At 65.8% G+C, this 24,970-nt stretch carries 28 protein-coding genes; 18 read left to right on the top strand and 10 right to left on the bottom strand.

The window, feature by feature from the left end:
- Positions 1–5: 5 nt before the first annotated feature.
- Together flgJ and ACVJ19_RS36830 are read right to left on the bottom strand one after the other, a co-directional pair.
- Positions 6–380 carry a flagellar assembly peptidoglycan hydrolase FlgJ gene (gene flgJ, locus ACVJ19_RS36835; RefSeq protein ID WP_453953933.1) on the bottom strand — a complete coding sequence of 125 codons (375 nt, stop codon included), beginning with the start codon at positions 378–380 and terminating at the stop codon, positions 6–8.
- Positions 380–1,504, bottom strand: coding sequence for a flagellar basal body P-ring protein FlgI (locus tag ACVJ19_RS36830; RefSeq protein ID WP_271584776.1), 1,125 nt, complete (start codon positions 1,502–1,504; stop codon positions 380–382). Before ACVJ19_RS36830 ends, flgJ begins: the two co-directional genes overlap by 1 nt.
- A gap of 283 nt (positions 1,505–1,787) precedes the next feature.
- Between ACVJ19_RS36830 and ACVJ19_RS36825 the strand changes: the two genes are divergently transcribed.
- Positions 1,788–2,201, top strand: coding sequence for a flagellar assembly protein FliX (locus tag ACVJ19_RS36825; RefSeq protein WP_453953932.1), 414 nt, complete (start codon positions 1,788–1,790; stop codon positions 2,199–2,201).
- 152 nt (positions 2,202–2,353) lie between these two features.
- Here the strand turns inward: ACVJ19_RS36825 and ACVJ19_RS36820 are convergent, their stop codons facing one another.
- Complete coding sequence (locus ACVJ19_RS36820; RefSeq protein ID WP_453953931.1) at positions 2,354–2,725, bottom strand: winged helix-turn-helix transcriptional regulator; 372 nt, start codon at positions 2,723–2,725, stop codon at positions 2,354–2,356.
- Between the two features lie 153 nt (positions 2,726–2,878).
- Here ACVJ19_RS36820 and ACVJ19_RS36815 point away from each other — a divergent pair, with 153 nt between their 5' ends.
- On the top strand, positions 2,879–3,490 hold the full coding sequence (locus ACVJ19_RS36815; RefSeq protein ID WP_453953930.1) for an NAD(P)-dependent oxidoreductase: 612 nt from the start codon (positions 2,879–2,881) through the stop codon (positions 3,488–3,490).
- Positions 3,491–3,705: 215 nt separating this feature from the next.
- Entirely contained in the window at positions 3,706–4,071 is a 366-nt protein-coding gene (dksA, locus tag ACVJ19_RS36810; protein WP_008554760.1) for an RNA polymerase-binding protein DksA, read from the top strand.
- Positions 4,072–4,353: 282 nt separating this feature from the next.
- Here the strand turns inward: dksA and ACVJ19_RS36805 are convergent, their stop codons facing one another.
- The gene (locus ACVJ19_RS36805) at positions 4,354–4,752 is read right to left on the bottom strand and encodes a winged helix-turn-helix transcriptional regulator (RefSeq protein ID WP_453953929.1); all 399 of its coding nucleotides are present in this window, start codon (positions 4,750–4,752) and stop codon (positions 4,354–4,356) included.
- 95 nt (positions 4,753–4,847) lie between these two features.
- Between ACVJ19_RS36805 and ACVJ19_RS36800 the strand changes: the two genes are divergently transcribed.
- The 3 genes from ACVJ19_RS36800 to ACVJ19_RS36790 all read left to right on the top strand — a co-directional run bounded on the left by ACVJ19_RS36800 (position 4,848) and on the right by ACVJ19_RS36790 (position 8,326).
- The gene (locus tag ACVJ19_RS36800; RefSeq protein ID WP_453955277.1) at positions 4,848–5,876 is read left to right on the top strand and encodes an SDR family oxidoreductase; all 1,029 of its coding nucleotides are present in this window, start codon (positions 4,848–4,850) and stop codon (positions 5,874–5,876) included.
- 85 nt (positions 5,877–5,961) lie between these two features.
- Entirely contained in the window at positions 5,962–6,741 is a 780-nt protein-coding gene (locus tag ACVJ19_RS36795) for a 2-keto-4-pentenoate hydratase (RefSeq protein WP_453953928.1), read from the top strand.
- 424 nt (positions 6,742–7,165) lie between these two features.
- Positions 7,166–8,326, top strand: a complete 1,161-nt coding sequence (locus ACVJ19_RS36790; RefSeq protein ID WP_453953927.1) for a PcfJ domain-containing protein — start codon at positions 7,166–7,168, stop codon at positions 8,324–8,326.
- A gap of 133 nt (positions 8,327–8,459) precedes the next feature.
- On the opposite strand, the gene flgH is transcribed toward ACVJ19_RS36790, so the two are convergent.
- From flgH to flgF, 4 genes are read right to left on the bottom strand one after another with little or no spacing between them, the layout of a single operon-like run.
- Positions 8,460–9,221, bottom strand: coding sequence for a flagellar basal body L-ring protein FlgH (gene flgH, locus ACVJ19_RS36785; RefSeq protein WP_453953926.1), 762 nt, complete (start codon positions 9,219–9,221; stop codon positions 8,460–8,462).
- A gap of 3 nt (positions 9,222–9,224) precedes the next feature.
- The gene (gene flgA, locus ACVJ19_RS36780) at positions 9,225–10,379 is read right to left on the bottom strand and encodes a flagellar basal body P-ring formation chaperone FlgA (protein WP_453953925.1); all 1,155 of its coding nucleotides are present in this window, start codon (positions 10,377–10,379) and stop codon (positions 9,225–9,227) included.
- Positions 10,380–10,389: 10 nt separating this feature from the next.
- A complete protein-coding gene (gene flgG / locus ACVJ19_RS36775; protein ID WP_453953924.1) occupies positions 10,390–11,178 on the bottom strand; it encodes a flagellar basal-body rod protein FlgG in 789 nt (262 codons plus the stop codon).
- 16 nt (positions 11,179–11,194) lie between these two features.
- A complete protein-coding gene (flgF, locus tag ACVJ19_RS36770; protein ID WP_453953922.1) occupies positions 11,195–11,956 on the bottom strand; it encodes a flagellar basal-body rod protein FlgF in 762 nt (253 codons plus the stop codon).
- 385 nt (positions 11,957–12,341) lie between these two features.
- Here flgF and fliL point away from each other — a divergent pair, with 385 nt between their 5' ends.
- From fliL to ACVJ19_RS36740, 6 genes are all read left to right on the top strand, one after another.
- The gene (gene fliL / locus ACVJ19_RS36765; protein ID WP_453953920.1) at positions 12,342–12,839 is read left to right on the top strand and encodes a flagellar basal body-associated protein FliL; all 498 of its coding nucleotides are present in this window, start codon (positions 12,342–12,344) and stop codon (positions 12,837–12,839) included.
- Positions 12,840–12,869: 30 nt separating this feature from the next.
- Positions 12,870–14,072, top strand: a complete 1,203-nt coding sequence (fliM, locus tag ACVJ19_RS36760; protein ID WP_453953919.1) for a flagellar motor switch protein FliM — start codon at positions 12,870–12,872, stop codon at positions 14,070–14,072.
- The gene (locus ACVJ19_RS36755; protein ID WP_453953917.1) at positions 14,069–14,515 is read left to right on the top strand and encodes a DUF6468 domain-containing protein; all 447 of its coding nucleotides are present in this window, start codon (positions 14,069–14,071) and stop codon (positions 14,513–14,515) included. Before fliM ends, ACVJ19_RS36755 begins: the two co-directional genes overlap by 4 nt.
- A 9-nt stretch (positions 14,516–14,524) precedes the next feature.
- On the top strand, positions 14,525–15,286 hold the full coding sequence (locus tag ACVJ19_RS36750; protein ID WP_453953916.1) for a MotE family protein: 762 nt from the start codon (positions 14,525–14,527) through the stop codon (positions 15,284–15,286).
- 103 nt (positions 15,287–15,389) lie between these two features.
- The gene (locus ACVJ19_RS36745) at positions 15,390–19,121 is read left to right on the top strand and encodes a tetratricopeptide repeat protein (RefSeq protein ID WP_453953915.1); all 3,732 of its coding nucleotides are present in this window, start codon (positions 15,390–15,392) and stop codon (positions 19,119–19,121) included.
- An 82-nt stretch (positions 19,122–19,203) separates the two neighbouring features.
- Positions 19,204–19,440: a hypothetical protein gene (locus ACVJ19_RS36740; RefSeq protein ID WP_453953914.1), complete on the top strand. Its 237-nt coding sequence runs from the start codon at positions 19,204–19,206 to the stop codon at positions 19,438–19,440.
- 23 nt (positions 19,441–19,463) lie between these two features.
- On the opposite strand, the gene fliP is transcribed toward ACVJ19_RS36740, so the two are convergent.
- Positions 19,464–20,216 carry a flagellar type III secretion system pore protein FliP gene (fliP, locus tag ACVJ19_RS36735; RefSeq protein ID WP_453953913.1) on the bottom strand — a complete coding sequence of 251 codons (753 nt, stop codon included), beginning with the start codon at positions 20,214–20,216 and terminating at the stop codon, positions 19,464–19,466.
- Positions 20,213–21,190: a flagellar biosynthetic protein FliO gene (locus ACVJ19_RS36730; RefSeq protein ID WP_453953912.1), complete on the bottom strand. Its 978-nt coding sequence runs from the start codon at positions 21,188–21,190 to the stop codon at positions 20,213–20,215. Before ACVJ19_RS36730 ends, fliP begins: the two co-directional genes overlap by 4 nt.
- Positions 21,191–21,536: 346 nt before the next feature.
- Between ACVJ19_RS36730 and flgB the strand changes: the two genes are divergently transcribed.
- The 6 genes from flgB to flhB all read left to right on the top strand — a co-directional run bounded on the left by flgB (position 21,537) and on the right by flhB (position 24,965).
- Positions 21,537–21,941, top strand: coding sequence for a flagellar basal body rod protein FlgB (gene flgB / locus ACVJ19_RS36725; RefSeq protein WP_018642807.1), 405 nt, complete (start codon positions 21,537–21,539; stop codon positions 21,939–21,941).
- 19 nt (positions 21,942–21,960) lie between these two features.
- Positions 21,961–22,386, top strand: coding sequence for a flagellar basal body rod protein FlgC (flgC, locus tag ACVJ19_RS36720; RefSeq protein ID WP_212343005.1), 426 nt, complete (start codon positions 21,961–21,963; stop codon positions 22,384–22,386).
- 16 nt (positions 22,387–22,402) lie between these two features.
- On the top strand, positions 22,403–22,714 hold the full coding sequence (gene fliE / locus ACVJ19_RS36715; protein WP_453953910.1) for a flagellar hook-basal body complex protein FliE: 312 nt from the start codon (positions 22,403–22,405) through the stop codon (positions 22,712–22,714).
- Positions 22,715–22,826: 112 nt separating this feature from the next.
- Positions 22,827–23,090, top strand: a complete 264-nt coding sequence (gene fliQ, locus ACVJ19_RS36710) for a flagellar biosynthesis protein FliQ (protein WP_011088555.1) — start codon at positions 22,827–22,829, stop codon at positions 23,088–23,090.
- A 17-nt stretch (positions 23,091–23,107) separates the two neighbouring features.
- Positions 23,108–23,878 carry a flagellar biosynthetic protein FliR gene (gene fliR / locus ACVJ19_RS36705; RefSeq protein WP_122402439.1) on the top strand — a complete coding sequence of 257 codons (771 nt, stop codon included), beginning with the start codon at positions 23,108–23,110 and terminating at the stop codon, positions 23,876–23,878.
- A gap of 7 nt (positions 23,879–23,885) precedes the next feature.
- Positions 23,886–24,965: a flagellar biosynthesis protein FlhB gene (gene flhB / locus ACVJ19_RS36700; protein WP_453953909.1), complete on the top strand. Its 1,080-nt coding sequence runs from the start codon at positions 23,886–23,888 to the stop codon at positions 24,963–24,965.
- The last annotated feature ends 5 nt before the right edge of the window (positions 24,966–24,970 follow it).

The following is a 24,970-nucleotide window of genomic DNA, read 5'->3' as shown; positions in this document are numbered from 1 at the left end:
GGACCTTATGCCGTACGAAGAGTGGTTTTCGCCTGCTGGATGATCAGGGTGCGATAGACGTCGCGGGCGACACCGACGCCGCCGGCACTGGCGAAGTTCTTGGAATATTGCTCGGTCAGCATCGAGCGCCACACGCCGGTGCCGGGCGTGCTGCCGAACGGGCCATCGCCCTTCAGGCCCGACGTCATCTGCGAGAACATGCTGTTGAGGAACATCGCCTCGAAGTCGGTGGCGGTCTTCTGCGCCTTGGCCTGTTGCTGCGGCGCGACCTTTTGCAGGGCCGCCGCGAGCTCGAAGTCGGGCCGGCCGTTGCGGCTCTCGACGGAGAAGGCTGGCGCGTACGTCGTGAGGTGCGGGGTATTGATCGTGCTCGTCTGCATCACATCACCTCGATGTCGGCTTCGATCGCCCCGGCAGCCTTGATCGCCTGGAGGATGCTGATCATGTCGCGGGGGCCGATGCCGAGGCCGTTGAGGCCGTCGACGAGCTGCTGGAGCGAGACGCCGTTCTTGACGAGGGCCAGCTTCCTGCCGTCCTCGGTGACGGTGACGCTGCTGCGCGGCGCGACCACGGTGCGGCCGCGCGACAGCGGGTTGGGCTGGCTCACCTGCGGGCTCTCGGAGATCGTGACGGTGAGGTTGCCCTGCGCCACCGCGACTGTGGCGACGCGGACGTCGCGGCCCATCACGATGATGCCGCTGCGTTCGTCGATGACGATCTTGGCGGCGAGATCGGGATCGACCTGGAGCTGCTCGATCTCGGTAAGGAAGGCGACGACGTTGCCCTTGAACTCCGGCGGGACCGACAGTTGCACCGTCGAGGGATCGATCGGCTCGGCGGTCTTGACGCCGAGATAGTCGTTGACCGCGGCCGCGATGCGCTTGGCGGTGGTGAAGTCGGCGTTGCGCAGCGCGAGGCGGACGTTCGGCAGGCGATTGAGCGCGAACTCGATCTCGCGCTCGATGATGGCGCCGTTGGCGATGCGCCCCACGGTCGGCACGCCACGCACGATCTTGGCGGCCTCGCCCTCGGCCTGGAAGCCGGAGATCGCGAGCGAGCCCTGCGCCACCGCGTAGACATTGCCGTCAGCGCCGAGGAGGGGAGTGACGAGCAGGGTGCCGCCCTGCAGGTTCTTGGCGTCGCCGAGCGCGGACACCGTGACGTCCATGCGCGTGCCCTGGGTGGCGAAGGCCGGCAGATTGCCGGTCACCATCACGGCAGCGACGTTGCCGGTGCGGATGGTGGCGCCGCGGATGTTGACGCCCATGCGCTCGAGCATCGCCTGCAGCGACTGCTTGGTGAAGGGGATGTTGTTGAGGGTGTCGCCGGTGCCGTTGAGGCCGACGACGAGGCCGTAGCCGATGAGCTGGTTCTGCCGCACGCCTTCGATATTGGCGAGGTCCTTGATGCGCGAGGTCGCAGCCGCCGACGTGACCGACAACGCCAGCGCTGACAGCGCGGCGCAGGCCACCCCAACAATCCTCACCCAACGAACGCCTGGCATCCTCTGCTCCCCAAGGCTTCCAAAGAGCCTCCTCAAATCGACAAGACCTGCACGACACTCCCATGACGAGCTGGTCCGGTGCTTTCCTTGCGAGCGCTGTGCCAACGTGTGGCAGAGGGGTTAGGCGGTTGAATAGGTTGAATAAATCTGTTTCGACCGGTGTCAGCGGGCGTTGTCAATGAGGAGCGAAACTGCCGCCTGTCGGCAGATTTTGCCGGGCCGTTTACGGGCCGTTAACCATAAAACGGCGAATGTGGCGCATCGATCACCCGGATTGCTTCCGATGCGCATCTACGGACCGAACGGCACCACGCTTGGAACGCCGGCCAGCCAGGCCAGACGGACCGGCTCCGGCACCTTCGTGCTGCCCGACACGTCGTCAGCGCAGGAGACGCGGAGCGCCGCCGCACCGAAGGCGGCCGCCAACATCGATGCGCTGCTCGCACTGCAGGGCGTTGAGGAGGATCCGGTCGAGCGCCGCAAGCGCTCGGTCGCACGCGGCAAGACCGCGCTCGACGTGCTCGATGAGCTCAAGATGGGGCTCTTGTCCGGCAATCTCGGCGCCTCGACCGTGATGCGGCTGCGCGATGCCGCGGCGAACCTGAAATCGTCCTCGGGCGATCCCGGCCTGGACTCCGTGCTCTTGGAAATCGAGCTGCGCGTCGAGGTCGAGCTGGCGAAGGCGGGGCAGGCGTAGTCAGGCAGGCTGTCGTCGCCCGGCTTGACCGGGCGACCCAGTATTCCAGAGACAGTCATTATTGAATCGAGAGGCTGCGGCGTACTGGATGCCCCGCCTTCGCGGGGCATGACACCCAAGTTGGGTTGGCGAGCAAGGATCTCGCATCTGCCCTACGCCGCTTCCTCCTTCAACTGCGCGTCGTAGCGGCGCTGCGCGGCGAGCACGTCTTTCAGATTCTGTTCGGCCCAATCGCGCAGGGGATCGACGGCGGCCGCGAGCGTCAGCCCGAGCTGCGTGATCGAATACTCCACCGTCACAGGCACGGTGGCGATGGCGCGGCGTTTGATCAGCCCGTCGCGTTCGAGCGACTTGAGAACCTGGCTCAGCATCTTCTGCGAAATGCCTTCAATCGTGCGGCGCAACTGATTGAAGCGCATCGGCTCTTCGCGCAGCAGCAAGAGGATCAGCACCGCCCATTTGTCGCCGACGCGGTCGAGGATCTGGCGCGTGGGGCAATTCGCTGCATAGACGTCGGGCGTCATCGTCGGGTCCTCGATCCATACCGGTCGCCTGCGCGCGCCGGTTCGTTGTGCCGGTTACTCCAGCGTAATCAGGTAAGCACAAAGTGCTCTCTTAACACCAGCATTCTTTGCGATAGTCACCGTTAGTTACCACAGAAGCAAAGGAACCTTCCAATGAAAATCGCAGTCGCCGGCGCCTCGGGCCGGGCCGGATCGGAGATCACCAAGGAGCTGTCGCGCCGCGGCCATAGCGTTACCGCCATCGCCCGGAACCCGGAGAAGATCGCGACCCTCCCGAATGTCACGCCGACCAAGGGTGACGTGCTCGACCAGGCTGGCCTTGCCAAGCTGTGGGCTGGGCACGACGTCGCTGTGAGTTCCGTGCACTTCCTGGCCAGCGACCCGCTGAAGCTGATCGGCGCGGCCAAGGCCTCCGGGGTGGGCCGCTACCTCGTCGTCGGCGGAGCCGGCAGCCTCGAAGTCGCACCGGGCGTGAAACTGGTCACAACTCCCGGTTTCCCGGCCCAATACAAGGCCGAGGCGGAGGCGGGCTCCGCCTTTCTCGACCTGCTGCGTCAGGAAAAGGACCTGAACTGGACCTTCATCTCGCCGTCGGCGCTGTTCATCGAGGGGGAACGCACCGGCAAGTTCCGGCTCGGGACCGATCAGCTTCTCGCAGATGCGAACGGCAAGAGCTGGATCAGCTTCGCCGACTACGCCATCGCGCTGGCTGACGAGATCGAGAAGCCGGTCCATCTGAAGCAGCGTTTCACGGTCGGTTACTAGGCCTTCGGCCGCTCCCGGGCCCTTCAGGATAAACCTTCCTGTGCAAGGGCTTGGGAGCGGTAACCGGACGCTCAGGGAAATATTGTCTGTCACAGGAGGCCGCTATATAACGCCCCGCTCAACGGACCCCGTTCCGTTTGCGAGTCGTTGCTTAGACAGATAGGCCGCCCTTGGAAAAGTTGAAAAACTACCGACCGACCGAAAAAGAGCCTTTCATGAACGACCGGCAGAAGGAGTACTTCCGTTTGAAGCTCCTTGCCTGGAAGGATGAGATCCTCAAAGAGTCCAAGCTCACCCTGCAAGCCCTGCAGGAGGAGAACGTGAATCACCCCGATCTTGCCGATCGGGCATCGTCCGAAACCGACCGCGCCATCGAACTCCGCGCCCGCGACCGCCAGCGCAAGTTGATCGCCAAGATCGACGCCGCGCTCCAGCGTATCGAGGACAACACCTACGGCTATTGCGAGGACACCGGCGAGCCGATCTCATTGAAGCGGCTCGAAGCCCGGCCCATCGCGACGCTCTCGGTGGAAGCGCAGGAGCGCCACGAGAAACGCGAGAAGGTTTATCGCGACGAATAAGGTCCGAGCCGCAGAGATGCGGCTCTTTGTTTTTGGACGCAAGGCGCCATTTCGCGCCGTGCTGGTGATTTTGCCTGTCGCTTGCCACCGCGCGCATCAACGTGCGAGCGCAATCGCGAAAAGTGAATCGCGATCAATGGGCTAGACTCGATTCCTCCGAGCTCACGTGAGTTCGGATGAGAAGCAGCCTTCACTTCAGGTGCGGGAGGTTTTGCGAGTCGCATCAACGAGATCGGCTCGGATGCTGCGAGGCTGATCCAGCTGCATCATGCAGCGCTGCAATCAGGCCTCGCGCGACGCCGCGAGGCGTGCGTCCCCATAAAGCCTGGACCAACTCAATATTTCCTTAAGCGCCGGCAGCAGGCCGTAGGCCGCATCCGTCAGCTCGTACTCGACCCTTAGGGGTTTCTCCGCAAAGGCGGTTCGGGACACCAGCCCGTCCTGCTCGAGCTCGCGCAGCTGCGTGGTCAGCATGTGCTGGGTGATGCCGCCGATCGACCGCCGCAAGGCGCCGAAGCGAACCGCGCCGTTCATCAGCGAAAACAGGATCTCCAGCTTCCACTTGCCGCCGAGGGCATGGATGGCCCGCTTGAAGTCGGCGAGCAAAGCGGGGTCGGCCCTGCAATCGCAATCGCCGTCGCAGGCAGTGGTCAGGTTTTCCATACCGGTCTCGAAATCCATTCTACTTGTCCGCAGGCAGATAGTGACCAGATGCGGCCTTGAGCAGGGCCCGGTGGAACCAATTTGTGGACCTGCGCAACGCGGGGAATTTCGCAATGAGCACTGTTCTGGTCACCGGCGGGTCGGGCTTCGTCGGCATCCACGTCGTCCTGCAGCTTCTGGCCGCCGGCCATGCGGTGCGGACGACGGTGCGCCGGCCGGAGCGTCAAGCCGACGTGCTGGCCATGCTGCGCGAGGGCGGGGCGGCTTCGCCGGAGAGTCTGGCCTTCTTCACCGCCGATCTCACCCGGGACGACGGCTGGCAGGAGGCGGTCACGGGCTGCGACTACGTTCTCCATGTTGCGTCCCCGCTCTCGACCAGTGTTCCCAAGGACGAGAACGAGATGATCATCCCGGCCCGGGACGGAACGCTCCGGGTGCTCCGGGCCGCGCGCGGGGCCGGCGTCAAACGGGTGGTCATCACCTCGTCGCTGGGCGCGATCGGTTATGGCCATCCGCCGCGCGAAAAACCGTTCGACGAGACCGACTGGACCAACCTCGGCGGCGCCGACGTGCAGCCCTACATCAAGTCCAAGACGCTGGCCGAGCGGGCGGCCTGGGATTTTGTCGCGCGCGAGCGCGGCGGGCTGGAATTGTCGGTCGTCAATCCCGCCGGTATCTTCGGACCCGTGCTGGGGCCGGATTTCTCCGGGTCGATCGAGATCGTCAAATCGCTGCTCGACGGTGCCATGCCGGCGGTGCCGCGGGTCTATTTCGGCGTGGTTGACGTCCGTGATGTCGCCGATCTGCATCTGCGGGCGATGACGGCGCCGGAGGCCAAAGGCGAGCGCTTCATCGCGGTCTCCGGGGAGACGATGTCGATCCTCGACATCGGCAAGGTGCTGCGCCGGGAACTGGGGCCGGCCGCGCGCCGGGTTCCGCGGCTCCAGGCCCCGGACTGGCTGGTGCGGCTCGCCGCGAGCCGGATTCCGCTGCTGCGCGCGGTCGTGCCAATGCTCGGACGTGTCAGGCATTCCACCAGTGCCAAGGCACGGTCGCTGCTCGGCTGGCAGGCCCGTTCCAATGACGAAGCGATCCTTGCGACCGCCGAGAGCCTGATCCGGCTCGGCCTGGTCAAGGGGTGAGGCTGCGTCCCGCCCGCGCTTGTCAGGCCGGAGCGGGGATGCTGAAGTGCCATCCTCGATTTGCGTAGCGTGGGAGGCGGCGCCGATGGACAAGATTCTCGAAGCCGCAAAGGCGATCGCGCTGGCGCGCCGCAACCATGCGCCGCTTGCCGCGCTCGAGGTTCCACCGGCCGACGAGGCCGAGGGCTACCAGGTCCAGCGCGCGCTGCACGATCTCCTGCTTCCGCATGCAGGGCCGCTCGTCGGCTACAAGATCGGCTGCACCAGCCAGGTGATGCAGGATTACATCGGCATCCCGCATCCGTGCGGCGGCGGCGTGTTCCAGAAGGGCGTGCACGACAGCGGGGTGAAGCTCGCCGCCGCCGACTATGTCCGCGTCGGCGTCGAATGCGAGATCGCGGTGCGGCTTCAGCGTGACCTTGCCGCCGGCGAGGCGCCGTTCACGGCCGAATGGGTCGGCGAGGCCGTCGAGTCCTATCATCCCGCGATCGAGATCGTCGACGACCGCTACGTGAAATGGGAGACGATGGGCGCGCCGACGCTGATCGCCGACGATTTCTTCGCCGCCGGCTGCGTGCTGGGCCCGTCCGTGCCGCGCTCGTCGGTGCCGGACCTGAAATCGGTCAAGGGCCGCGCCATCGTCAACGGCGAGGAGGTCAGCCACGGCACCGGCGCCGACGTGCTCGGCCATCCCCACAACGCACTCGCCTGGCTCGCCAATCACCTCGCTGCCGAAGGCAAGGGGTTGCATGCGGGGCAGCTGGTTCTCACTGGAAGCCTGGTGAAGACGCTGTGGCTGAAGGCCGGCGACAAGGTGCGGATGGAGCTGGACGGGCTTGGCGTAGTGGAGGCGAAGTTCAGGTGAGCGGGCGCAGGCACCCTCCGCCGTCATTCCCCGCGAAGGCGGGGAATCCAGTACGCCGCGCTGTATCGGTTTAGCAACGAAGGTCTCGGAGTACTGGATCGTCCGCCCCTGTGCGCAATTGCGCACTAGGCGGACGATGACAGCGGGATGGCTCGAACGCTGTGTCCTCATCGACGCCGCCCTCGCAATTGGAGTAGCGGCGTTGCAATAATGTCGCGGATGTGTCTCGCTGTTTGCAGTTTCTGAATTTCAGACAGGGCGCATCTTGCGCCCGCCGGCGATCGGGTATATGAGCCCCGTCCCATTCAACCTGCGCGTTCAACAATGAGGAGACCAGCCGTGAACAGTCTGTGGCGATCGACACGCTCCGTGCCGACGCTCTCAGTGCGTCCGGCTGACAGTCATCCAATCATGTTGAACGACAATGGCACATTCATTGATTCAGCGCCGGCGGGAGGCCGAGCGCGCGCGGGTTGAAGCCTACGAGCTGTCGCTGCGGCATGTGTCGCAGCGGACGCGCCCCCCACCGGATTTCGAGACCGCGATCTACGAGGCCAGGCGTGGCTTCGAGGCGGACGTCGTGCGCGACGCCCAGGCCTGGAAGCCGCGGATGAAGACTCGCGATCCTGCGCGTCTTCGTCTTGCCGCTGCTCGCTATCTCTTCGCGCGTTATCCCGTCGCAGAACATCTGGAGCAGATCTGGATCGACGGCGCGGGACTGGGTGCGGACGAGATCCGTTTGCGCAAGCGCTGGTACGTCGTGGCGGCCAGCGGTGGTTCGCTCTACGGTGCCGGTGCGGCCGAATGGCTGTCTCGCAAGGAGGTCCATGCGTTCCTCAATCCCTTGGGGAAGGTCGGCTTCGAGGCTGCGATCTGGCAGGCTATTGCGCGGTCCTATGCGAACGATCCCGGCATTGCGCTGCGGATCGCGCGCACCAGGATCACGCAGACGCCCCGTGCCGAGCACGGCTTCTGGCGCGAGGTGGTGCACTTCTTCTGCGCGCATCCCACGACGGTCGAGGAGATGGACGATCTCCACGATTATCTTGCCGATTGCTACCGGCGTAATCGCATGTTCAGCCTCAAGGGGCGCTCGCTGGTCTCGCTCGGCAGGCAGATGCGCGAGTGGCATCGCGATCTCGATGCGATCGCTCGCATCGAGGCTGCCCGCCGTCGTGCCGAAGCTGCACGGAACCGTGCGCGTGGGCTGGCGGCGGAGCCCGTCGACGAGGCCTGGCGAGGTGCCGCGATCGCGGACTGGTCTTGGACCACGTCGTCCAAGGACCGGGCCAAGCGTGAAGAGTATGTCGTGGTCCAGCTGCGGACCGCGGACGATCTCGTGGCCGAGACGCGCGGCATGCGTCACTGCGTCGCCAGTTACGCGACAAAGTGCATTGCCGGGCATGCGTCGATCTGGTCGCTCCGCCGCCGTGCCGGGGGCAGTGTCCAGCGTCTGCTGACCATCGAACTGGATCGCCATTCCCGGGCGGTTCAGGTTCGCGGGTTTGCAAATCGTCCGCCGCTCGCCGAGGAGAGCAAGATCCTCGAGCGATGGGCGCAAGCTCGCGGGATCGTGCTCCTGTGAGAGTTGCCTGCGCCGCTTCACGCGGCGCAGGCAAAATACATGCGGCCCTCGCCAGGGGAGCTAGCGAGGGCCGCGTAGTACACCGTCGTTCGCGCCTAGGTTCGCGAACACGATGTGGGAGCTCGGGAGAAGCTTAGAAGGGCAGCAGCACGTCCATGACTTGCTGGCCGTAGCGCGGTTGCTGCACGTCCATGATCTGGCCGCGGCCGCCGTAGGCGATGCGGGCCTGCGCGATCTTGCTGGAGTCGATGGTGTTGTCGCTCTGGATGTCCTCGGGGCGAACGATGCCGGCGACCACGAGCTCGCGGATCTCGTAGTTGACGCGGATCTCCTGCTTGCCCTCGACCACGAGGTTTCCGTTCGGCAGCACTTGCGTCACGACCGCGGCGACGTTGGTCTGCAACGCTTCCTGGCGATTGACCGAGCCCTTGCCGTCGGCGGAGGATGTCGAGTCGGTGGTGAGAAGGCGGCCGGGCAGAACCTTGAGCGGCTGCGTGACCGTCTGGCTGCCGATAAAATCGGTAATTCCCGAATCTTCCTTGGCGGTGCGGCTGCGCTGGGTCTCGTTGGCGATGTTGGCCTTGTCGGTGATGTTCACGGTCACGGTCAGGAGGTCGCCGACCTGGTGGGCGCGCTGGTCCTTGAAGAAGGCGCGGCTGCCGTTGCGCCACAGCGAGTTCGGATTGTAGGAGGCGACTTCAGGCTTCGGCATCGGCATCTGCACCGGCTTGTAGCCGGGCTGCGTCGTCGGGTTGTCGATCGCGGACAATTTCGGTTGCTCGCCGATCTGCGACAGGCGGTCGATCGAGGAGCAGCCGCCCAGCGCGCAAGAGGCCAGCAGCAGGGCAGAGATCGCGATGCGACGAACACGGGAAGCCGAACTGAACGGGGACATGACTTACTCTGACTTGGTTGGAGCTTGCGAGATGCGGGCTTGCGGGATCTGGGCTTGTGCGATGTGAGCTTGAGCGGCTTGGGCCGGCGACGCCGGGGACTGGACCAGGCTCCGGACCAGGGCTGCAGTGTCGACGGGGGCGGGCGCCTCGTCGCGCTTGAGCGAGGAGGTCTGCTCGACCGCCGGCGCCATCGGCGCGGACTGGCTGGCCCCCAGCACGGTGACCTGGCCGCGGCCGGTGACGACACCGGTCAGCGTGCGCTTGGATTGCAGGTTGAGCACGGAGACGGTGTCGCCCTCGGCGCCGCTCTCGATCGCCTTGCCGCGCGTGGTGAGATAGAGGCCCGGCACCTGGTAGATGATGGTGACGCTCTGGTCGCGCTGCACGAAGTCGGGCTTGACGATGTCGGCGACGCGGATCGGCGTGCCCGCCCGCATCGGCCGGCGCAGCTGCATGCCGATGGTGCGATCGCGCGAGGCGGGCTCGCCGGTGACCTCGGCCTTGGGCCGGCGCTCCAGCGAGAGGTCCGAGGCTTTCAGCATGTCGGAGCGGTCGATGTCGCGGGTCAGCACGGCGACTTCCACGGTCTCGATCGCGGTGCCGGTGAAGCGCAGCTTGGTCGGCGTCGGGTTGTTGTCGTTGTTGATCTCGAAGGCGATGTCGAAACGGCCGCTGCGCGCATCGTAGCGGGTTGCGACCGGCTGCAATGCACCGGTGTTGGAGGCATCCAGCCGCATGTCGGAGACGCCGCGGTCGAAGGTGACGGTGATGTTGGCGGCATCGCCAAGGCCGAAGCGGCGCTCGAGCGCGGACGCCACCGCGTTTTCGAGATCCCTGTTGGCGAGGGTGCGGGCGAGGCGGGTGACCTGGACCTCCTTGATGTCGCCGGTCATCACGCCGATCACCTGCTTTGCGCGCAGCACGCCCAGGACCTGGGCGACCGGCAGCGCACCGGTGGTGCCGAGATCGGGCGAGCGGTAGACCGGGATCAGCGCGGCCGAACCGGCATTGTCGATGAGGTCGCCGACCCGAACCACGTCCGAGGTCACGGTGACGTTCGCGCGCAGCGTCGGCGCGGCGATGCCGTCGTCGGCGGCCTCTGCCGGCAGTGCCAGCAGCAGGAGAGCTGAGATCGTGGCGAGGGTGGTGCGGATCATCGTCATTGCCTCAGCGGAACAGCGCCGTGGTCGACTGCATCATCTGGTCGGCGGCGCTGATGACCTTGGCGTTCATCTCGTAGGCGCGCTGGGCGGCGATCAGGTCGCTCATCTCCGAGACGACGTCGACATTGGCCTGTTCCAGGCTTCCTTGCGTGATCTTGCCGTAGCCTTCGGAGTTCGCGGTGCCGTCCTGCGGCGGGCCGGAGGAGGGCGTCTCGGTGAACTGATTGCTGCCGACCGGCTGCAGGCCTGCCTTGTTGATGAAACGGGTCACGCCGATCTGGCCGATGATCGAGGAGGTCGACGAGCCCGGCAGCGTCACCGAGACCTGGCCCTGCTCGCTGACGGTGATGCCCGAGGCGTTGTTCGGGATGGTGATGGTCGGCTGCACCGGGTTGCCCTGCGCGGTGACGATGCGGCCCTGATTGTCCATCTGGAAGGTGCCGTCGCGGGTGTATTGATAGGTGCCGTCGGGCATCAGGATCTTGAAGAAGCCTTCGCCCGACATCGCGAGGTCGAGGTCGTTGCCGGTCTGCGACAGCGTGCCTTGCGTCATGCTGCGCGGCGTGCCGACGGTCTTGACGCCGCCGCCGATGTCGACGCCGACCGGCAGGATGGTGCCCTGGTCCGAGGCCTGCGCGCCGACCCGGCGCACGTGCTCGTAGATCAGGTCCTGGAACGCCGCGGTCTGCTTCTTGAAGCCGGTGGTGCGCAGGTTCGCGATGTTGTTGGAGATCACCTGAACGTTGAGTTCCTGTGCCGCCATTCCGGTCGCTGCGGTGTGAAGCGCCTGCATGTCAGTTCTCTCCTAATCAGGCCGGAACGTCGGCGAGCTTCTCGATCGCCGATTTGTGAAGGTCGCTCTGCTGCTGCAGCAGGTTGGCGACGGCGGTGTAGCTGCGCATGACTTCGACCATGCGGGTCATCTCGCCGACCGAGTTCACGTTCGACTTCTCGATGTAGCCCTGGCGCACGTTGGACTTGGTGTCGGCCTGCTGGACCGCGGAGCCGGCGTCATAGAGGTTGGTGCCGAGCTTGGTCAGCTTGGCCGGATCGTCGAACGAGACCATGCGGATCTTGCCGCGGATCGAGTCGGTCCTGGCCGTGCCCTCGAGCACCGTGACGGTGCCGTCGGGCGCGATGTTGATGTCGTGGTCGGTCGGCTGGAAGGTGATCGGGCCGCCGGTGCCGAGCACGAGGTTGCCGTCGGAGGTGACCAGCTGGCCGGTGCTGTTGAGCGAGAACTTGCCGTCGCGCGTGTAGCGCTCGCCGCCATTGGCCTGCACCGCGAAGAAGGCGTTGCCGTCGATTGCCATGTCGAGCGGGTTGTTGGTCGGCTCCATCGGCCCCTGGCCGACGTCGCGGAAGGTGCCGCGGTCCTGCACATAGGAGACCCGGCGGTCGGAGCCGATGAAATTGTCCTCGCGCGCGTTCGAGTTGAGGTACTCCTCGAACAGCGAATGGTCGGCCTTGAAGCCGTTGGTATTGGCATTGGCGACGTTGTTGGCGACGACATCCATCTGCCGTTCCAACGTCATCTGCCGTGACAAGCCGATCAGAAGCGCGTTCTGCATCGGAAGATCTCCCCTGAGTGAGATCTGCCACCTCGCTCTCCCAAGCGCCTTGGCCGACCCCGTGAACGAGACTGCCGGGTTCTCCCAAACCCTGCGGTCTTGGTCCTCTCTTAGCGAAAGCCGTGCCAACGTAGAAAGTTTTGTGATTTCAAAGATTTGGTGATTTTTAGCGGGCGCGGGGAGGCGGCAGAAAGGTTCTGTTAGCCATGTTTGCCCGGCAGATTTTTCCTAGCTGGGGCCCAATCGAAAGAAACCGTTAACCATTATTACCGTAGCGTTTGCGCATAAGAGGAGCGCATTGCGCTGGGGCATTTGTATCGCGTCACTGTCTGCCAGGAGGCTTCGCTCTTTCGACCCTCTATAAGATGAGCGAGCCCGGACGATCATGGCAGATGAAGCGGAAGGCGGCGCAGCCGCCGAAGGCGCGGAAGCCGCTGCCCCCAAGAGCAAGTTCAAGCTGATCCTGATCGTAGTCGCCGTGCTGGTCCTGCTCGGCGGCGGTGCCGCGACCTGGTTCCTGTTTTTCCGCCATGGCGACGACGAGCATCACGCCGAGGTGGCGCCTCCGCCGAAGCCGCCGGCCTTCGTCGACGTCCCCGACATCATGGTCAACCTCGCCGGCGCGCCGGGCGAGCGCGTGCAATATCTGAAGCTGAAGATCGTGCTGGAGCTGAAGGAAGAGAAGCAGATCGAGGCGATCAAGCCGACCATGCCGCGCGTCACCGACATCTTTCAGACCTATGTGCGCGAACTGCGCTCCTCCGACCTCAACGGCTCCGCCGGCATCTTCCGCCTCAAGGAAGAGCTGACCAAGCGCGTCAACGCGGCGGTCGCGCCGATCCAGGTCAGTGCGGTGCTGTTCAAGGAAGTCGTGATCCAGTGATGATGTCGCGGAAGGTAACGGGCTAGCGTCATGGCCGGCAACGAGCAAATGGACCAGGATGCGATTGCCGCCCAATGGGAGGCATCGCTCGATTCCGAGGATCCCGCGGAGGCGGCGAAGGCCGCTGCCGAAAACGAACTATCGGAAACCATGGCCCTGCAATGGGCGGCCATGGTCGAGGACGGCAGCCGCGATCTCGGCACCGGCAAGAACTCCGGCGAGCGGGTGCTGTCGCAGGAGGAGATCGACAACCTCCTCGGCTTCACCGTCGGCGACGTCACGATCGACGACCATTCCGGCATTCGCGCGATCATCGATTCGGCGATGGTCTCCTACGAGCGTCTGCCGATGCTCGAAATCGTCTTCGACCGCCTGGTGCGGCTGTTGACGACCTCCTTGCGCAATTTCACCTCCGACAACGTCGAAGTCTCGCTCGACCGAATCACCTCGGTGCGCTTCGGCGACTACATGAACTCGATCCCGCTGCCGGCCGTGCTCTCGGTGTTCAAGGCCGAGGAGTGGGACAATTTCGGCATGGCGACGGTTGATTCCAACCTGATCTACTCGATGATCGACGTGCTGCTCGGTGGCCGCCGCGGCACCAGCCAGCTTCGCATCGAGGGGCGGCCCTACACCACGATCGAGACCGAGCTGGTCAAGCGGCTGGTCGAGGTGGTTTTGATCGACGCCGAGCAGGCGTTCCGCCCGCTGTCGCCGGTGACCTTCACGATCGACCGGCTCGAGACCAATCCGCGTTTCGCCGCGATCAGCCGTCCCGCCAACGCCGCGATCCTGGTTCGCCTGCGCATCGACATGGAAGACCGCGGCGGCAACATCGAGCTGCTGCTGCCTTACGCCACCATCGAGCCGATCCGGGGCGTCCTGCTCCAGATGTTCATGGGCGAAAAGTTCGGCCGCGACCCGGTCTGGGAGGGCCATTTCGCCACCGAGATCAACCAGGCCGAGATCGCGGTCGATGCCGTGCTCTACGAGGCCGACATCCCGCTCAAGCAGCTGATGCGGCTCAAGGTCGGCGACACCCTGCCGCTCGACATGCGCGCCGATGCCAACGTCACCGTGCGCTGCGGCGACGTCACGCTGACCGAGGGGCGGATGGGCCGGGTCGGCGACCGCGTCGCGATCCGCGTGACGAAACCCCTGCGCAAGCCAAGTACGACACTTGCGATGTTCGAGAAGGTGGACGAGCAGAACAAGATGATGGAGGCCCCATGAACCACTCCCTGGGAATGGCGATCGAGACGCTGGTGGCTATCCTGCTGATGCTCACGATCGGCTACTGTATCCTGCTGAACAAGCGGCTGACGCGGCTGAAGGCGGACGAGCATTCGCTCAAGGCGGTCATCGCCGAGCTGATCACCGCGACCGAGATCGCCGAGCGCGCGATCGGCGGGCTGAAGCTCGCCGTGCGCGACGTCAACGAGAACCTCGGCAGCCAGCTTGCTGCGGCGACCCAGATGTCGGACCAGCTCTACAAGCAGCTCGGCGAAGCCGACAACGTGGTGCGGCGCCTGTCCAAGATCGCGATTGCCGCGCGCCCCGTGACCAATCCGGAAACGGTCGCCGCGCCCGTGGCCAAGCCTTCGTCGGCGAAGGCGGTGGCGGCTGCAGCCGAAGCCTTCTCCGAGCGCCGCCGATCCAACGGCCTTGCCGCATGAAGTCAGGGTATGAAGTCCTTTCGTAACATCCGCGTCATTCCGGTCGTCCTGGTCGCCGTCGCAGGTCTCGCCACGCTCAAGGTCGCGGGCCTCGTGGTCAATGGCGGCTATGTGTTCGACTACAAGCCGAACCAGGCGAAGAAGTCCTGGGCGCAGGAGAATCTGAACTTCCCGACCGGGCGCGAGGACCCTGACATCACCGGCTCGACCCATGGCGCGCCGAAGGAGGCGCCGAAGCCCGCCGCGCCCGAGACCAAGCCCGAAGGCACCGTGGTCAAGGTGGAGGAAGGCCAGCCGCAGGTCTCGGCCTCGGAGCGCGCGATCCTCGAGCGCCTGCAGGCGCGCCGCCAGGAGATCGAGGCTCGCCAGCGCGAGATCGACATCCGCGAGAGCCTGCTCAAATCCGCCGAGAAGCGCATCGAGAACAAGGTCGAGGAGATGAAGGCGGTGGAAACCCGCATCTCCGCGACCCAGGCCGAGCAGAAGGCCGCCGAAGCCCAGCGCATGAAGGGCCTCGTCACCATGTATGAGGGCATGAAGCCGAAGGACGCCGCGCGGGTGTTCGACCGGCTGGAGATGGGCGTGCTGATCGAGATCGCCTCGGCCATCGCGCCGCGAAAGATGTCGGACATCCTCGGACTGATGTCGCCGGAGGCCGCCGAGCGGCTCACGGTCGAGATGGCCCGCCGTGCCAATGGCGGCGGCGATCAATCCGCCTCGGCCGCCGACCTGCCCAAGATCGACGGCAAGCCGACGCAAAAGCCGAATTGAGGGCTCATACTTAAGAAGTCCTTAATTGGCAAAACCTACATTCGAGGGCATCGGCCGGCACCAGTTGCCGGCGTGAACCGCCGAACCGGAAGACATGCCGCAAATGGCGCGAGAGGCTGCCGCTGGATTTGTGTCGCGAGCCCGCGCTTTGCTGCGGGGATTGTCGCGGCATGTCCGCACGGCGCCGGTGCTGGCGGCCTGCCTCCTGATCGGCCTTCCGGCGCCTGCCCGGGCGGCCGATGCCGTCAGGGGCGAAGCGAGTTTTTCGGCCGGCGGCGGCTTTGCCCGTCTCGTCATCAAGCTCGGCGAGGATGTTCCGTCCGAGGTGACGACGGCCGGCTCCATCCTCATCATCCGCTTCGACCGTCCCGTCGACGTTCCCGTCGACCGGATTCCGGAAGGCGCGCCCGACTACGTCAACTCCGCCCGCCGCGATCCGGATGGCGGCGCCATCCGCCTGTCGCTGGCGCGGCGCGTCACCGTCAACACCATGAACGCCGGCGAGCGCACCTTCATCGACCTTCTGCCCGAGGGCTGGAAGGGGCCGCCGCCGAGCCTGCCCATGGACGTGGTCAAGGAGCTCGCCGAGCGTGCGCGTATCGCGGAACGGGCGCTGCGCGCCCAGCGCGCCGCAGCCGAGACCAAGAAGCGGCCGCAGATCCGCGTCCGCGCCTCGGTGCAGCCGACCTTCGTGCGCTTCGTGTTCGAGATGCCCGATGGCGTCGGCGTGTCCTCCGTGCTCAACGAGCAGAAGCTCACGCTGATGTTCAACGCCAACCTCAATTTCGACCTTGCGGACGCCGTCGTCGCCGCGCCGCCGAACGTCGCCTCGATCAAGCAGAAGGCCGACATCGACCAGACCAGCGTCGAGATCGCGCTGATCGGCGATTCCGACGTGCACTCCTTCCGCGACGATAAGAACTACGTCGTCGACGTCTCTTTCCAGCCGGACAAGGGCAAGACGGCCATGACGCCGGAGGCGGCGATCGCGCAGGCCAAGCCTGCGGGCCACGCACCGGCACCTGCGCCGGAAAAGCCGGCGGCCGAGAAGCCGAAGGAGGTCCGTCGCGAGATTACGCCGCCGACATCCGAGACGATCGCGCGCGAAGCCAAGATCGAAATGAAGCCCGAGGTGAAGCCGGAAGCTCCCGCCGCGATGCCGGTCGTCGAGCCGCCGAAAGCGGTGCCGGCGCCTGCCGCTGAGGCTGCCCACGCGGCGGAAGCGCCCAAGGAACCGCTGAAGGAAGTTCCGAAGCCGGCGCCTGTTGCCGAAGCGCCGGCCGTGCCTGCAACCGTCGAGGCGCCCAAAGAGGTCGTGAAGGAAGCGGCGAAGGAGCCGGTCAAGGAAGCCGCTAAGGCCGCGCCGGCCGAGGCGGCGGCGCCGCAACCCATTGTCGCCAGCGTCGATGCGCGCCGCGACAGCGATGGCCTGCGCGTCACGTTCCCGCTTCAGGTCTCGACCCCTGCGGCGGCGTTCCGCCGCGGAGACACCATCTGGCTGGTGTTCGATACGCCGAAGCCGATCGACGTCGAGGCGATCCGCCCCAAGGGCGGCGCGATGATCGGCGAGGTCGGCCGCATTCCGCTCGACAAGGGACAGGCGGTGCGCATCCGTCTCACGCGGCCGCTGGTCTACTCGCTGACAAGCGAGGAGGTCGGCAAAGAGACCAACTGGCTGCTGACGCTCGCCGACAAGATCCAGGCGACGCCGCTGCCGCTGATGATGTCGCGCAACATCACCGATCCCGCGCTCGCCAACATCGCGATCCCCTTTGCCAACCCGGGCCAGCTGCACAAGCTGACCGACCCCGATGCCGGCGACACGCTCTATGTCGTCACCGCGCAGCGGCCGGTCCGCGGCTTCATCAAGCGGCAAGACCTCGTCGATCTCTCGCTGCTGGAATCCGCGCACGGCATCGCGATCCGGCCGAACTCGGACGAGATCGGCGTCGAGGTCGGCTCCGACAAGGTCATCCTCGGCAAGAAGGGCGGGTTGACGCTGTCGCCGGTCGACATCTCCGCCGAGCGGGCACCGACCGCGGTGCGCCCGATCTTCAGCCCGGAAGGCTGGCGCAAGGGGCAGTCGGAGAATTTCTGGACGCGGCAGAGCGATCTGGTCATGGCGATTTCCGCCGTCGATCCGGCGCAGCGCTCGCTGCCGCGGCTCGACCTCGCACAGTTCTACATGTCCCGCGCCATGTATCACGAAGCCAAGGCCGTGACCGAATTGATGCTGGCCGATCCGCTCAACAAGGAGGAGAGCGGCGCCCTGATCATGCACGCGATCGCGAGCATCCTGATCGGCCGGCCGGCGCAGGGCCTGAAGGACCTCGCCAATCCCGTGATCGGCAACAGCCACGATTCCCAGCTCTGGAAGGCGCTCGCTTATGCGCGCCAGGGCAAATGGGCGGACGCGCGCGAGAAGTTCAAGAACGTCGAATTCGCCATTGCCTCGCTGCCGCTCGACATCCAGCGCATCGTGACGATGGACGCGATGCGGGCTTCGCTCGAAGTGAAGGACTATGCCGGCGCCTCCAAGCGCCGCAGCGAGCTCGAGGTCGTCGGCGTCTCGCCCGAGGCGGCGCCCGGCTTTGCGGTGTTGCGCGGCCGGCTCGCCGAGGCGCTCGGCCACGACAAGGATGCGCTCGACGACTACAAATTCGCGGTCGCCTCGAACGATCGCCTGGCTGCGGCGGAAGCCAAGCAGCTCGAGGTCGCGCTGCGCCAGAAGCGCGACGAGATCGGCAAGGAAGACGCGCTGCGCGAGCTCGAGACGCTGTCGATGACCTGGCGCGGCGATGCGATCGAGGTCAAGACGCTGCAGATGCTGTCGCAGCTGTATGCCGCGAACGGACGCTACCGTGACGCGCTCACGGCGGCGCGCACCGCGACGAGGCTGCAGCCGAACGCCGAAGCCTCGCGCCAGGCGCAGGACCTCGCCTCCGAGCTGTTCACGCAGATCTTCTTAGGCCCCAAGGGCGACGAGCTGCAGGTGGTCGAAGCGCTCGGCATGTTCTACGAGTTTCGCGAGCTGACGCCGATCGGCCGGCGCGGCGACGAGCTGATCAGGCGCCTGGCCGACCGTCTCGCCTCGATCGATCTGCTCGACCAGGCCGCCGAGCTCTTGCAATACCAGGTCGATCACCGCCTCGAAGGTGCCGCCCGCGCCCAGGTCGCGGCGCGCCTGTCCATGATCTATCTCGCCAACCGCAGGCCCGACAAGGCGATCTCGGCGCTGCGCGCAAGCCGCATCAGCGATCTCTCCGGCGAGCTCAGGCAGCAGCGCCTGCTGCTGGAAGCGCGCGCGCAGAGCGACGTCGGCCGCCACGATCTCGCGCTCGACATCGTCTCCAACGTCTCCGGGCGCGAGGTGCTCCGCTTGCGCTCCGACATCTTCTGGGCGGCGCGGCGCTGGCGCGAGTCCGCCGAGCAGATCGAGCTGTACTACGGCGAGCGCTTCCGCGACTTCAAGCCGCTCAACGCGGTGGAGAAGAGCGATATCATCCGCGCCGCCGTCGGCTATGCGCTCGCCGACGACTCGATCGGCCTGTCGCGCTTCCGCGAGAAATACGCGCCGCTGATGAGCGAGAGCGCCGACCGTCTCGCCTTCGACATCGCCAGCAAGCCGGCCGCGGCCTCCAGCGCCGAATTCGCCGAGATCGCCAAGCTCGCCGCCAGCGTCGATACGCTCGACGGCTTCCTGCGCGAGATGAAGCAGCGCTTCCCCGACGCCACCGCCCGCGCGCCGGCCTCGCCGCAGGCCAGGGACGAGAGCGACCACACCGGCTCGCTGCCCACGATCCCCGCCGTGCGGCAGATCAAGATGACGCGGTAGGAACCCTGCTACCTCTGGACCTCTCGACAGCTGCCGCGCGAGGCGGCAACCTGAAGCATCTTCATGCCGGGAGAGGGACGATATGAGCAAGCCTGCCAAGACCGAAGCCGAACTCATCGCCATGGCGCGGGCCGAATTGAAGGCCCATGTCGATGGCCCGGACGGCTTCGTCATCTCCATCGTTCGCGACGGCGGCAGCTGGGAGTTCCGCGCCGACGCCGATCAGGCCACGCGAGACCGCCCCGGCTTCCCCGAAAGCGTCGCCATGCTTGTCCAGATCGGCGACCACCTCAGCAAGCAGTATGACGTGAAGGGGTAGGGGCGGGCGCGAACCCAAGCACCTCACCCCCCGTAACTCTGCACCAAACTCCCCGCCACCAGCGACCAGCCGTCGACCAGCACGAAGAAGATCAGCTTGAACGGCAGCGAGATCGTCGCCGGCGGCAGCATCATCATGCCCATCGACATCAAGACCGAGGCGACGACGAGGTCGATGATCAGGAAGGGCAGGAACAAGAGGAAGCCGATCTCGAAGGCGCGCTTGAGCTCGGAGATCATGAAGGCGGGGACGAGGATACGCAGGGCGAGGTCGTCGGGGGTGGCGGGCGGCGCCTCGCCGGAGAGGTCCAGGAACAGCTTGAGATCCTTCTCGCGCACGTTCTTCTGCATGAAGCCGCGCAAGGGGACGGAGGCGCGCTGGAGCGCATCCTCGACACTGACCTGGTTGGCGACGAGCGGACGGATGCCCTCGTCGTAGGATTTCTGCAGCACCGGCCCCATCACGAAGAAGGTGAGGAACATCGCGAGCGCGATGATCACCGAGTTCGGCGGCGCGGTCGCCGTGCCCATCGCGGTGCGCAGCAGCGACAGCACGACCACGATGCGCGTGAACGACGTCATCATGATCAGGATCGACGGCGCGATCGAGAGTACCGTGAGCAGCGCGATCAGCTGGATCGCGCGCTCGGTGACGCCGCCGCCCTGGCCGCCGAGATTGATGCTGATGTCCTGCGCATGCGCGGGCATCGCGAGCGAAGCCGCACCGACCAGGACAGAAAGGTAAAGAACTCTACGCGGGAGGGCCGGCAGTCTCACGAAGACGGCTTCGGACGGCCGAGCAGCGAGGCCATCTCGTCTTCGAGATTTTCAAAGCTGGTCTTCTCCGCGGCAGGCTTCGCTGGCGGGGCCGGGGGCGCCGGCGGCTCGCTGCGTGCCACGCGCGCCGGAGCGGCGGGCGGCTCCGGCGCAACCGGAGGAGCGACCGTTTCGCCGGCCGGGCGGCGCAGGGCAGCCTCCAACCGCTGTGCCATTTCGGCGAGATTCTGCTCGGCGCTCGAGGGCGCAGCAGCGGCGGGTGCCGGCTGCGGAACGGCCGGGGCCTGCGGCACCGGCGGAGGCGGCGGCGGCGCGGCTGCGCGCTCGGCGCGCACCGGCGGCACCTTTGCCGGTTCGCTCTGGCGCGGCGGACGCGGCATCAGCGGCGGCTCGCTGCGGGCAATGCGCGGTGGCAGCGGTTCGGGGCGCGGCTCGCGTTCGGGACGCGGCGCCATCGGCTCCGGCGGAAAGCCGGGCAGGGCCGGCTCGCCGCGACGTTCGGCCAAAGCGGGCGCGGGCCGGCGCACTTCGTCGGCGAACGACGGGCGCGCGGGCCGCGGCGGCGGCTCGGGCATTTGCGGCTCGGGATGATCGAGCAGTTCCGGCCGTGGCGCTTCGTCGGCCCAGGCACCGGCATCCGGCATGGGGGCGAGGCGCGGCGGTTCGGCGACGTTGGGGCGCTGCGGGAACTGGTCGCGGCCGGGCGCGGCGCGCACGATGTTGGGCTCGACGACGATGTCGGTCGGGCCGCCGATCATCAGGAGATGCTCGACATTGTCGCGCCGGACCAGCACCAGGCGGCGCCGGCCATCGACCGCGGCAGCATCGATCACCGCGAGCCGGGGCATCCGGCCGCGCTGGGTGTTGGCGCCGAGCCGGCTGCTGGCGAATCGGCGAACCAGCCATGCAGCGACGCCGATCAACGCCAGAACGACGATGAACGCGACGATGAAGGTGATAGGGCTGCCTTGCATACTTGTCCCCGACAAATGGCGCTTTTCTCGCGCCCGTGGTCAGCTGTGCCAACCACCGGCGTACGATGCCCCAAACTGCGATCTCTTAACGTTCCACGGCAAGTTTTGCCGTCCCCAACTCTTAATAACCTATGAATCGCTCGATCCAAAACGACTTCTTGGCCCGTGCGTGTGCCGCCAAGCGGTTGGGTTAATGCCGCTTTTTGACGCGTAGAATCACGGGATCGCAAGTGGTGTCCCGCCCGGGACGCGTCCCGGCGGCATCCTTTAACCACCTGTTAACCATACAGGCGGCAAATTCTGCCTAGCTTCGGACACAGGTCCGACGGCGGAAGGAGCCGCAACGATGTCCATCAACGACCTCCCGGTGCTGTCGGCGCTTCGCACCAAGATGCAGTGGCATCAGGAGCGCCAGCGCGTCCTGTCCGAGAACGTCTCCAACTCCGATACGCCCAAATTCCGGCCGCGCGACCTGGTCGAGCCGAAGCTCGACAAATCCGGCGCGGTCACGGGCTCGATGGGCCCGCTGGCGATGGCCGTCACCAGCGCCTCGCACATGAAGCCGTCAGGCGCGGCCTCCGGATTCGACCAGAACAAGAATGCGGGCTTCGAGACCCGTCCCGCGGGCAATGCCGTCAATCTCGAAGAGGAGATGATGAAGTCCGCCAGCAACCAGATGGACTACGCGGCGGCGACCTCGCTCTATTCCAAGAGCCTGCATCTGCTCAAGACCGCGATTGGCAAGGGTTAAGAGCTAGGGGAGCCGCATCATGGCGAATGACAGCAGCGACTTTGCCCGCTCGATGGCGATCGCGACCTCCGGCTTGCGCGCGCAGGCCGGCCGCATGCGGGTGATCTCGGAAAACATCGCGAATGCGGATTCGACGTCGCAGAGCGCCGGCGGCGATCCCTACCGGCGCAAGGTTCCGACCTTCTCCTCCGCGCTCGACCGCACGCTTGACGCTCAGGTCGTCACCCTCGGCAGGATCAAGCCCGACCAGTCCGCCTTCCGCGTCAGATACGAGCCGAACAATCCGGCGGCGGACGCAACCGGCAACGTCAAATATCCCAACGTGAACTCGGTGGTCGAGATGACCGACATGCGCGATGCGCAGCGGTCCTACGAGGCCAATCTCAACATCATCAGTGCGACGCGCCGGATGATCCAGCGCACGCTCGACATCCTCAAGAGCTGAACAGGACATTTGAGCCATGGCATCACCGAGAATCGCCGCCAACGCCTATGCCAACCTTGCCCGGGTGCTGGAGAACAGTGGCGGCGCCGGCAAGGGCAGCGAAGCGAGCGGGCAGTCCTTCGCCTCGCTGCTGAAAGACGCCGTCGGCAGCGTCATGGAGTCCGGGCGCAAGTCCGATGCGCAGACGGTGGCGATGGCCGCCGGCAAGGCCAACGTGATGGACGTGGTGACGGCGGTCGCCGACACCGACGTCGCCGTCTCCACGCTGGTCTCGGTCCGCGACCGCGTGATCTCGGCGTATGAAGACATCATGAAGATGCCGATCTGACGAGGTTGTCATTCCGGGGCGGTGCGAAGCGCCGATCCCGGAATCTCGAGATTCCGGGTTCTCGCTTCGCGAGCCCCGGAATGACGGAAATTACTGGAAGCGAGAATTCAAAATGACCGGACCCGAGACCCTCGACGTCGCGCGTGACGCGATCTGGACCATCGTGATCGTGTCCTCGCCGCTGATGGTGGTCGGCCTCGTGGTCGGCGTGATCGTGTCGCTGTTCCAGGCGCTGACGCAGATCCAGGAGCAGACGCTGATCTACGTGCCGAAGATCCTGGCCATCTTCGCCACGATGCTATTGGCGCTACCGTTCATGGCCGACTCGCTCCACGCCCACATGCTGCGGATCTCGTCGCGAATCATCGGTGGCTGAGGCACAATGCGCCCGCTATGCGCATCGACGTCTCGCTGCTGCCGGCGCTCGCCGCGTCCTTCATGCTCGCCTTCGCCCGGGTCGGCGCGATGGTGATGCTGCTGCCCGGCCTCGGCGAGACCAACATCCCGACGCGAATCAAGCTGTCGATCGCGCTGCTGCTCACGCTGATCATCCTGCCGCTGCATCGCAACGCCTACCACGTCGACATGGGGTCGCTGGCGCCGCTGCTGGTGCTGATGCTGCATGAGATCGCGATCGGCATCGTGCTGGGCGCGACCGCGCGCGTGACGCTGTCGGCGCTCCAGGTCGCGGGATCCGTGATCGCGCAGCAGATGGGGCTAGGCTTCGTCACCTCGGTCGATCCGACCCAGGGGCAGCAGGGCGTGCTGGTCGGCAACTTCCTGACCATGCTCGGCGTGACGCTGCTGTTCGCCACCGACAGCCATCACCTGGTGATCGCGGCGCTGAACGACAGCTACACCATCTTCTCGCCGGGCGAGACCGTGTCGAGCGGCGACGTCGCTTCGCTGGCAACGCGCGCCTTCGCCGCGGCGTTCCGGCTCGGCCTGCAGCTCTCCGGGCCGTTCCTGGTGTTCGGCCTCGTCTTCAACATCGGACTTGGCGTGCTGGCGCGGCTGATGCCGCAAATGCAGGTCTATTTCGTCGGCGTGCCGCTCTCGATCTTCGCGGGCTTTCTGGTGCTCGCCGTGGTGCTCACCGCGATGATGGGCACGTTTCTCGATTACTTCATCGGTGTGATGCACCAGATGATGCCGCTTAAGTGAGGGATCGATGGCGGAAGACAACGATCCAGAGAGTCAAACAGAAGACCCGACGCAAAAACGTCTCGACGATGCGCTCGAACGCGGCGACGTCGCCAAGAGCCAGGAGATCAACACCTGGTTCATGATCGCGGGCGGCACGCTCGTGGTCTCGACCTTCTCGGGCTCGGTCGGCAGCGGGCTGGTGACGCCGATGCGCAACCTGCTCGCCAATTCCTGGATGATCAAGACCGACGGCGGGAACCTGCTCAAGCTGATGCAGCAGATCGAAGTTGCCGTGCTCGCCGCGATCGGCGTGCCGCTCCTGATGCTGGTGCTGGCGGCGATCGCCGGCAACATGCTGCAGCACCGCCTGGTGTGGTCGGCCGAATCCCTGAAGCCCAAGTTCAGCAAGATCTCGCCCGGCGCCGGCTTCAAGCGCATCTTCGGCAAGCAGGCGGCGGCGAACTTCCTCAAGGGCCTCGGCAAGCTGATCGCGCTCGGTGTGGTCATGACCATGATCCTGTGGCCGGAACGGCATCGCATGGAGGCGATGGTCAGGCTCGATCCGGCCGCCATGCTCGGCGCCAGCACCAGCATGACCGTCCACCTGCTCGGCGCGGTGGTCGCGGCGCTCGCGATCATCGCCATCGCCGACTATTTCTTCCAGTACCGCAGCTGGTTCCAGCGGCAGAAGATGTCGCTCCAGGAGATCAAGGAAGAGTTCAAGCAGTCCGAAGGCGACCCGCACATCAAGGGCAAGATCAGGCAACTCCGGCAGCAGCGTGCCAAGAAGCGCATGATGGCGGCGGTTCCCAAGGCCTCGGTGATCATCACCAACCCGACCCACTATTCGGTGGCGCTGTCCTACGAGCGCGGCATGTCGGCGCCGATCTGCGTCGCCAAGGGCGTCGACAACCTCGCCTTCAAGATCCGGGAGATCGCGCGCGAGCACGACATCCCGATCGTGGAGAACGTGCCGCTGGCCCGTGCGCTCTACGCCACCGTCGACATCGACCAGGAAATCCCGACCGAGCACTACCATGCGGTCGCCGAGGTCATCGGCTACGTCATGCGGCTGAAACAGGGATTCCGCGCCGGGCGTGGCTAAAACCC

The sequence above is a fragment of the Bradyrhizobium sp. USDA 376 genome, assembly GCF_054063675.1.
Note: the sequence above shows the minus strand (reverse complement) of the source record. Positions and strands in the feature narration are given on the sequence as shown.

Excerpts from the sequence above, each read along its gene's own strand:
- ACVJ19_RS36790 (WP_453953927.1), top strand. The coding sequence starts at position 7,166 with ATGGCACATTCATTGATTCAGCGCCGGCGGGAGGCCGAGCGCGCGCGG.
- fliQ (WP_011088555.1), top strand. The coding sequence starts at position 22,827 with ATGACCGGACCCGAGACCCTCGACGTCGCGCGTGACGCGATCTGGACC.
- ACVJ19_RS36800 (WP_453955277.1), top strand. The coding sequence starts at position 4,848 with ATGAGCACTGTTCTGGTCACCGGCGGGTCGGGCTTCGTCGGCATCCAC.
- fliR (WP_122402439.1), top strand. The coding sequence starts at position 23,108 with ATGCGCATCGACGTCTCGCTGCTGCCGGCGCTCGCCGCGTCCTTCATG.
- ACVJ19_RS36820 (WP_453953931.1), bottom strand. The coding sequence starts at position 2,725 with ATGACGCCCGACGTCTATGCAGCGAATTGCCCCACGCGCCAGATCCTC.
- flgB (WP_018642807.1), top strand. The coding sequence starts at position 21,537 with ATGTCCATCAACGACCTCCCGGTGCTGTCGGCGCTTCGCACCAAGATG.
- ACVJ19_RS36815 (WP_453953930.1), top strand. The coding sequence starts at position 2,879 with ATGAAAATCGCAGTCGCCGGCGCCTCGGGCCGGGCCGGATCGGAGATC.
- flgC (WP_212343005.1), top strand. The coding sequence starts at position 21,961 with ATGGCGAATGACAGCAGCGACTTTGCCCGCTCGATGGCGATCGCGACC.
- flgJ (WP_453953933.1), bottom strand. The coding sequence starts at position 380 with ATGCAGACGAGCACGATCAATACCCCGCACCTCACGACGTACGCGCCA.
- flhB (WP_453953909.1), top strand. The coding sequence starts at position 23,886 with ATGGCGGAAGACAACGATCCAGAGAGTCAAACAGAAGACCCGACGCAA.
- flgA (WP_453953925.1), bottom strand. The coding sequence starts at position 10,379 with ATGATCCGCACCACCCTCGCCACGATCTCAGCTCTCCTGCTGCTGGCA.
- ACVJ19_RS36755 (WP_453953917.1), top strand. The coding sequence starts at position 14,069 with ATGAACCACTCCCTGGGAATGGCGATCGAGACGCTGGTGGCTATCCTG.
- ACVJ19_RS36730 (WP_453953912.1), bottom strand. The coding sequence starts at position 21,190 with ATGCAAGGCAGCCCTATCACCTTCATCGTCGCGTTCATCGTCGTTCTG.
- ACVJ19_RS36795 (WP_453953928.1), top strand. The coding sequence starts at position 5,962 with ATGGACAAGATTCTCGAAGCCGCAAAGGCGATCGCGCTGGCGCGCCGC.
- flgH (WP_453953926.1), bottom strand. The coding sequence starts at position 9,221 with ATGTCCCCGTTCAGTTCGGCTTCCCGTGTTCGTCGCATCGCGATCTCT.
- fliE (WP_453953910.1), top strand. The coding sequence starts at position 22,403 with ATGGCATCACCGAGAATCGCCGCCAACGCCTATGCCAACCTTGCCCGG.
- ACVJ19_RS36805 (WP_453953929.1), bottom strand. The coding sequence starts at position 4,752 with ATGGATTTCGAGACCGGTATGGAAAACCTGACCACTGCCTGCGACGGC.
- ACVJ19_RS36740 (WP_453953914.1), top strand. The coding sequence starts at position 19,204 with ATGAGCAAGCCTGCCAAGACCGAAGCCGAACTCATCGCCATGGCGCGG.
- fliM (WP_453953919.1), top strand. The coding sequence starts at position 12,870 with ATGGCCGGCAACGAGCAAATGGACCAGGATGCGATTGCCGCCCAATGG.
- dksA (WP_008554760.1), top strand. The coding sequence starts at position 3,706 with ATGAACGACCGGCAGAAGGAGTACTTCCGTTTGAAGCTCCTTGCCTGG.
- ACVJ19_RS36750 (WP_453953916.1), top strand. The coding sequence starts at position 14,525 with ATGAAGTCCTTTCGTAACATCCGCGTCATTCCGGTCGTCCTGGTCGCC.
- fliL (WP_453953920.1), top strand. The coding sequence starts at position 12,342 with ATGGCAGATGAAGCGGAAGGCGGCGCAGCCGCCGAAGGCGCGGAAGCC.
- ACVJ19_RS36825 (WP_453953932.1), top strand. The coding sequence starts at position 1,788 with ATGCGCATCTACGGACCGAACGGCACCACGCTTGGAACGCCGGCCAGC.
- ACVJ19_RS36745 (WP_453953915.1), top strand. The coding sequence starts at position 15,390 with ATGGCGCGAGAGGCTGCCGCTGGATTTGTGTCGCGAGCCCGCGCTTTG.
- flgG (WP_453953924.1), bottom strand. The coding sequence starts at position 11,178 with ATGCAGGCGCTTCACACCGCAGCGACCGGAATGGCGGCACAGGAACTC.
- flgF (WP_453953922.1), bottom strand. The coding sequence starts at position 11,956 with ATGCAGAACGCGCTTCTGATCGGCTTGTCACGGCAGATGACGTTGGAA.
- ACVJ19_RS36830 (WP_271584776.1), bottom strand. The coding sequence starts at position 1,504 with ATGCCAGGCGTTCGTTGGGTGAGGATTGTTGGGGTGGCCTGCGCCGCG.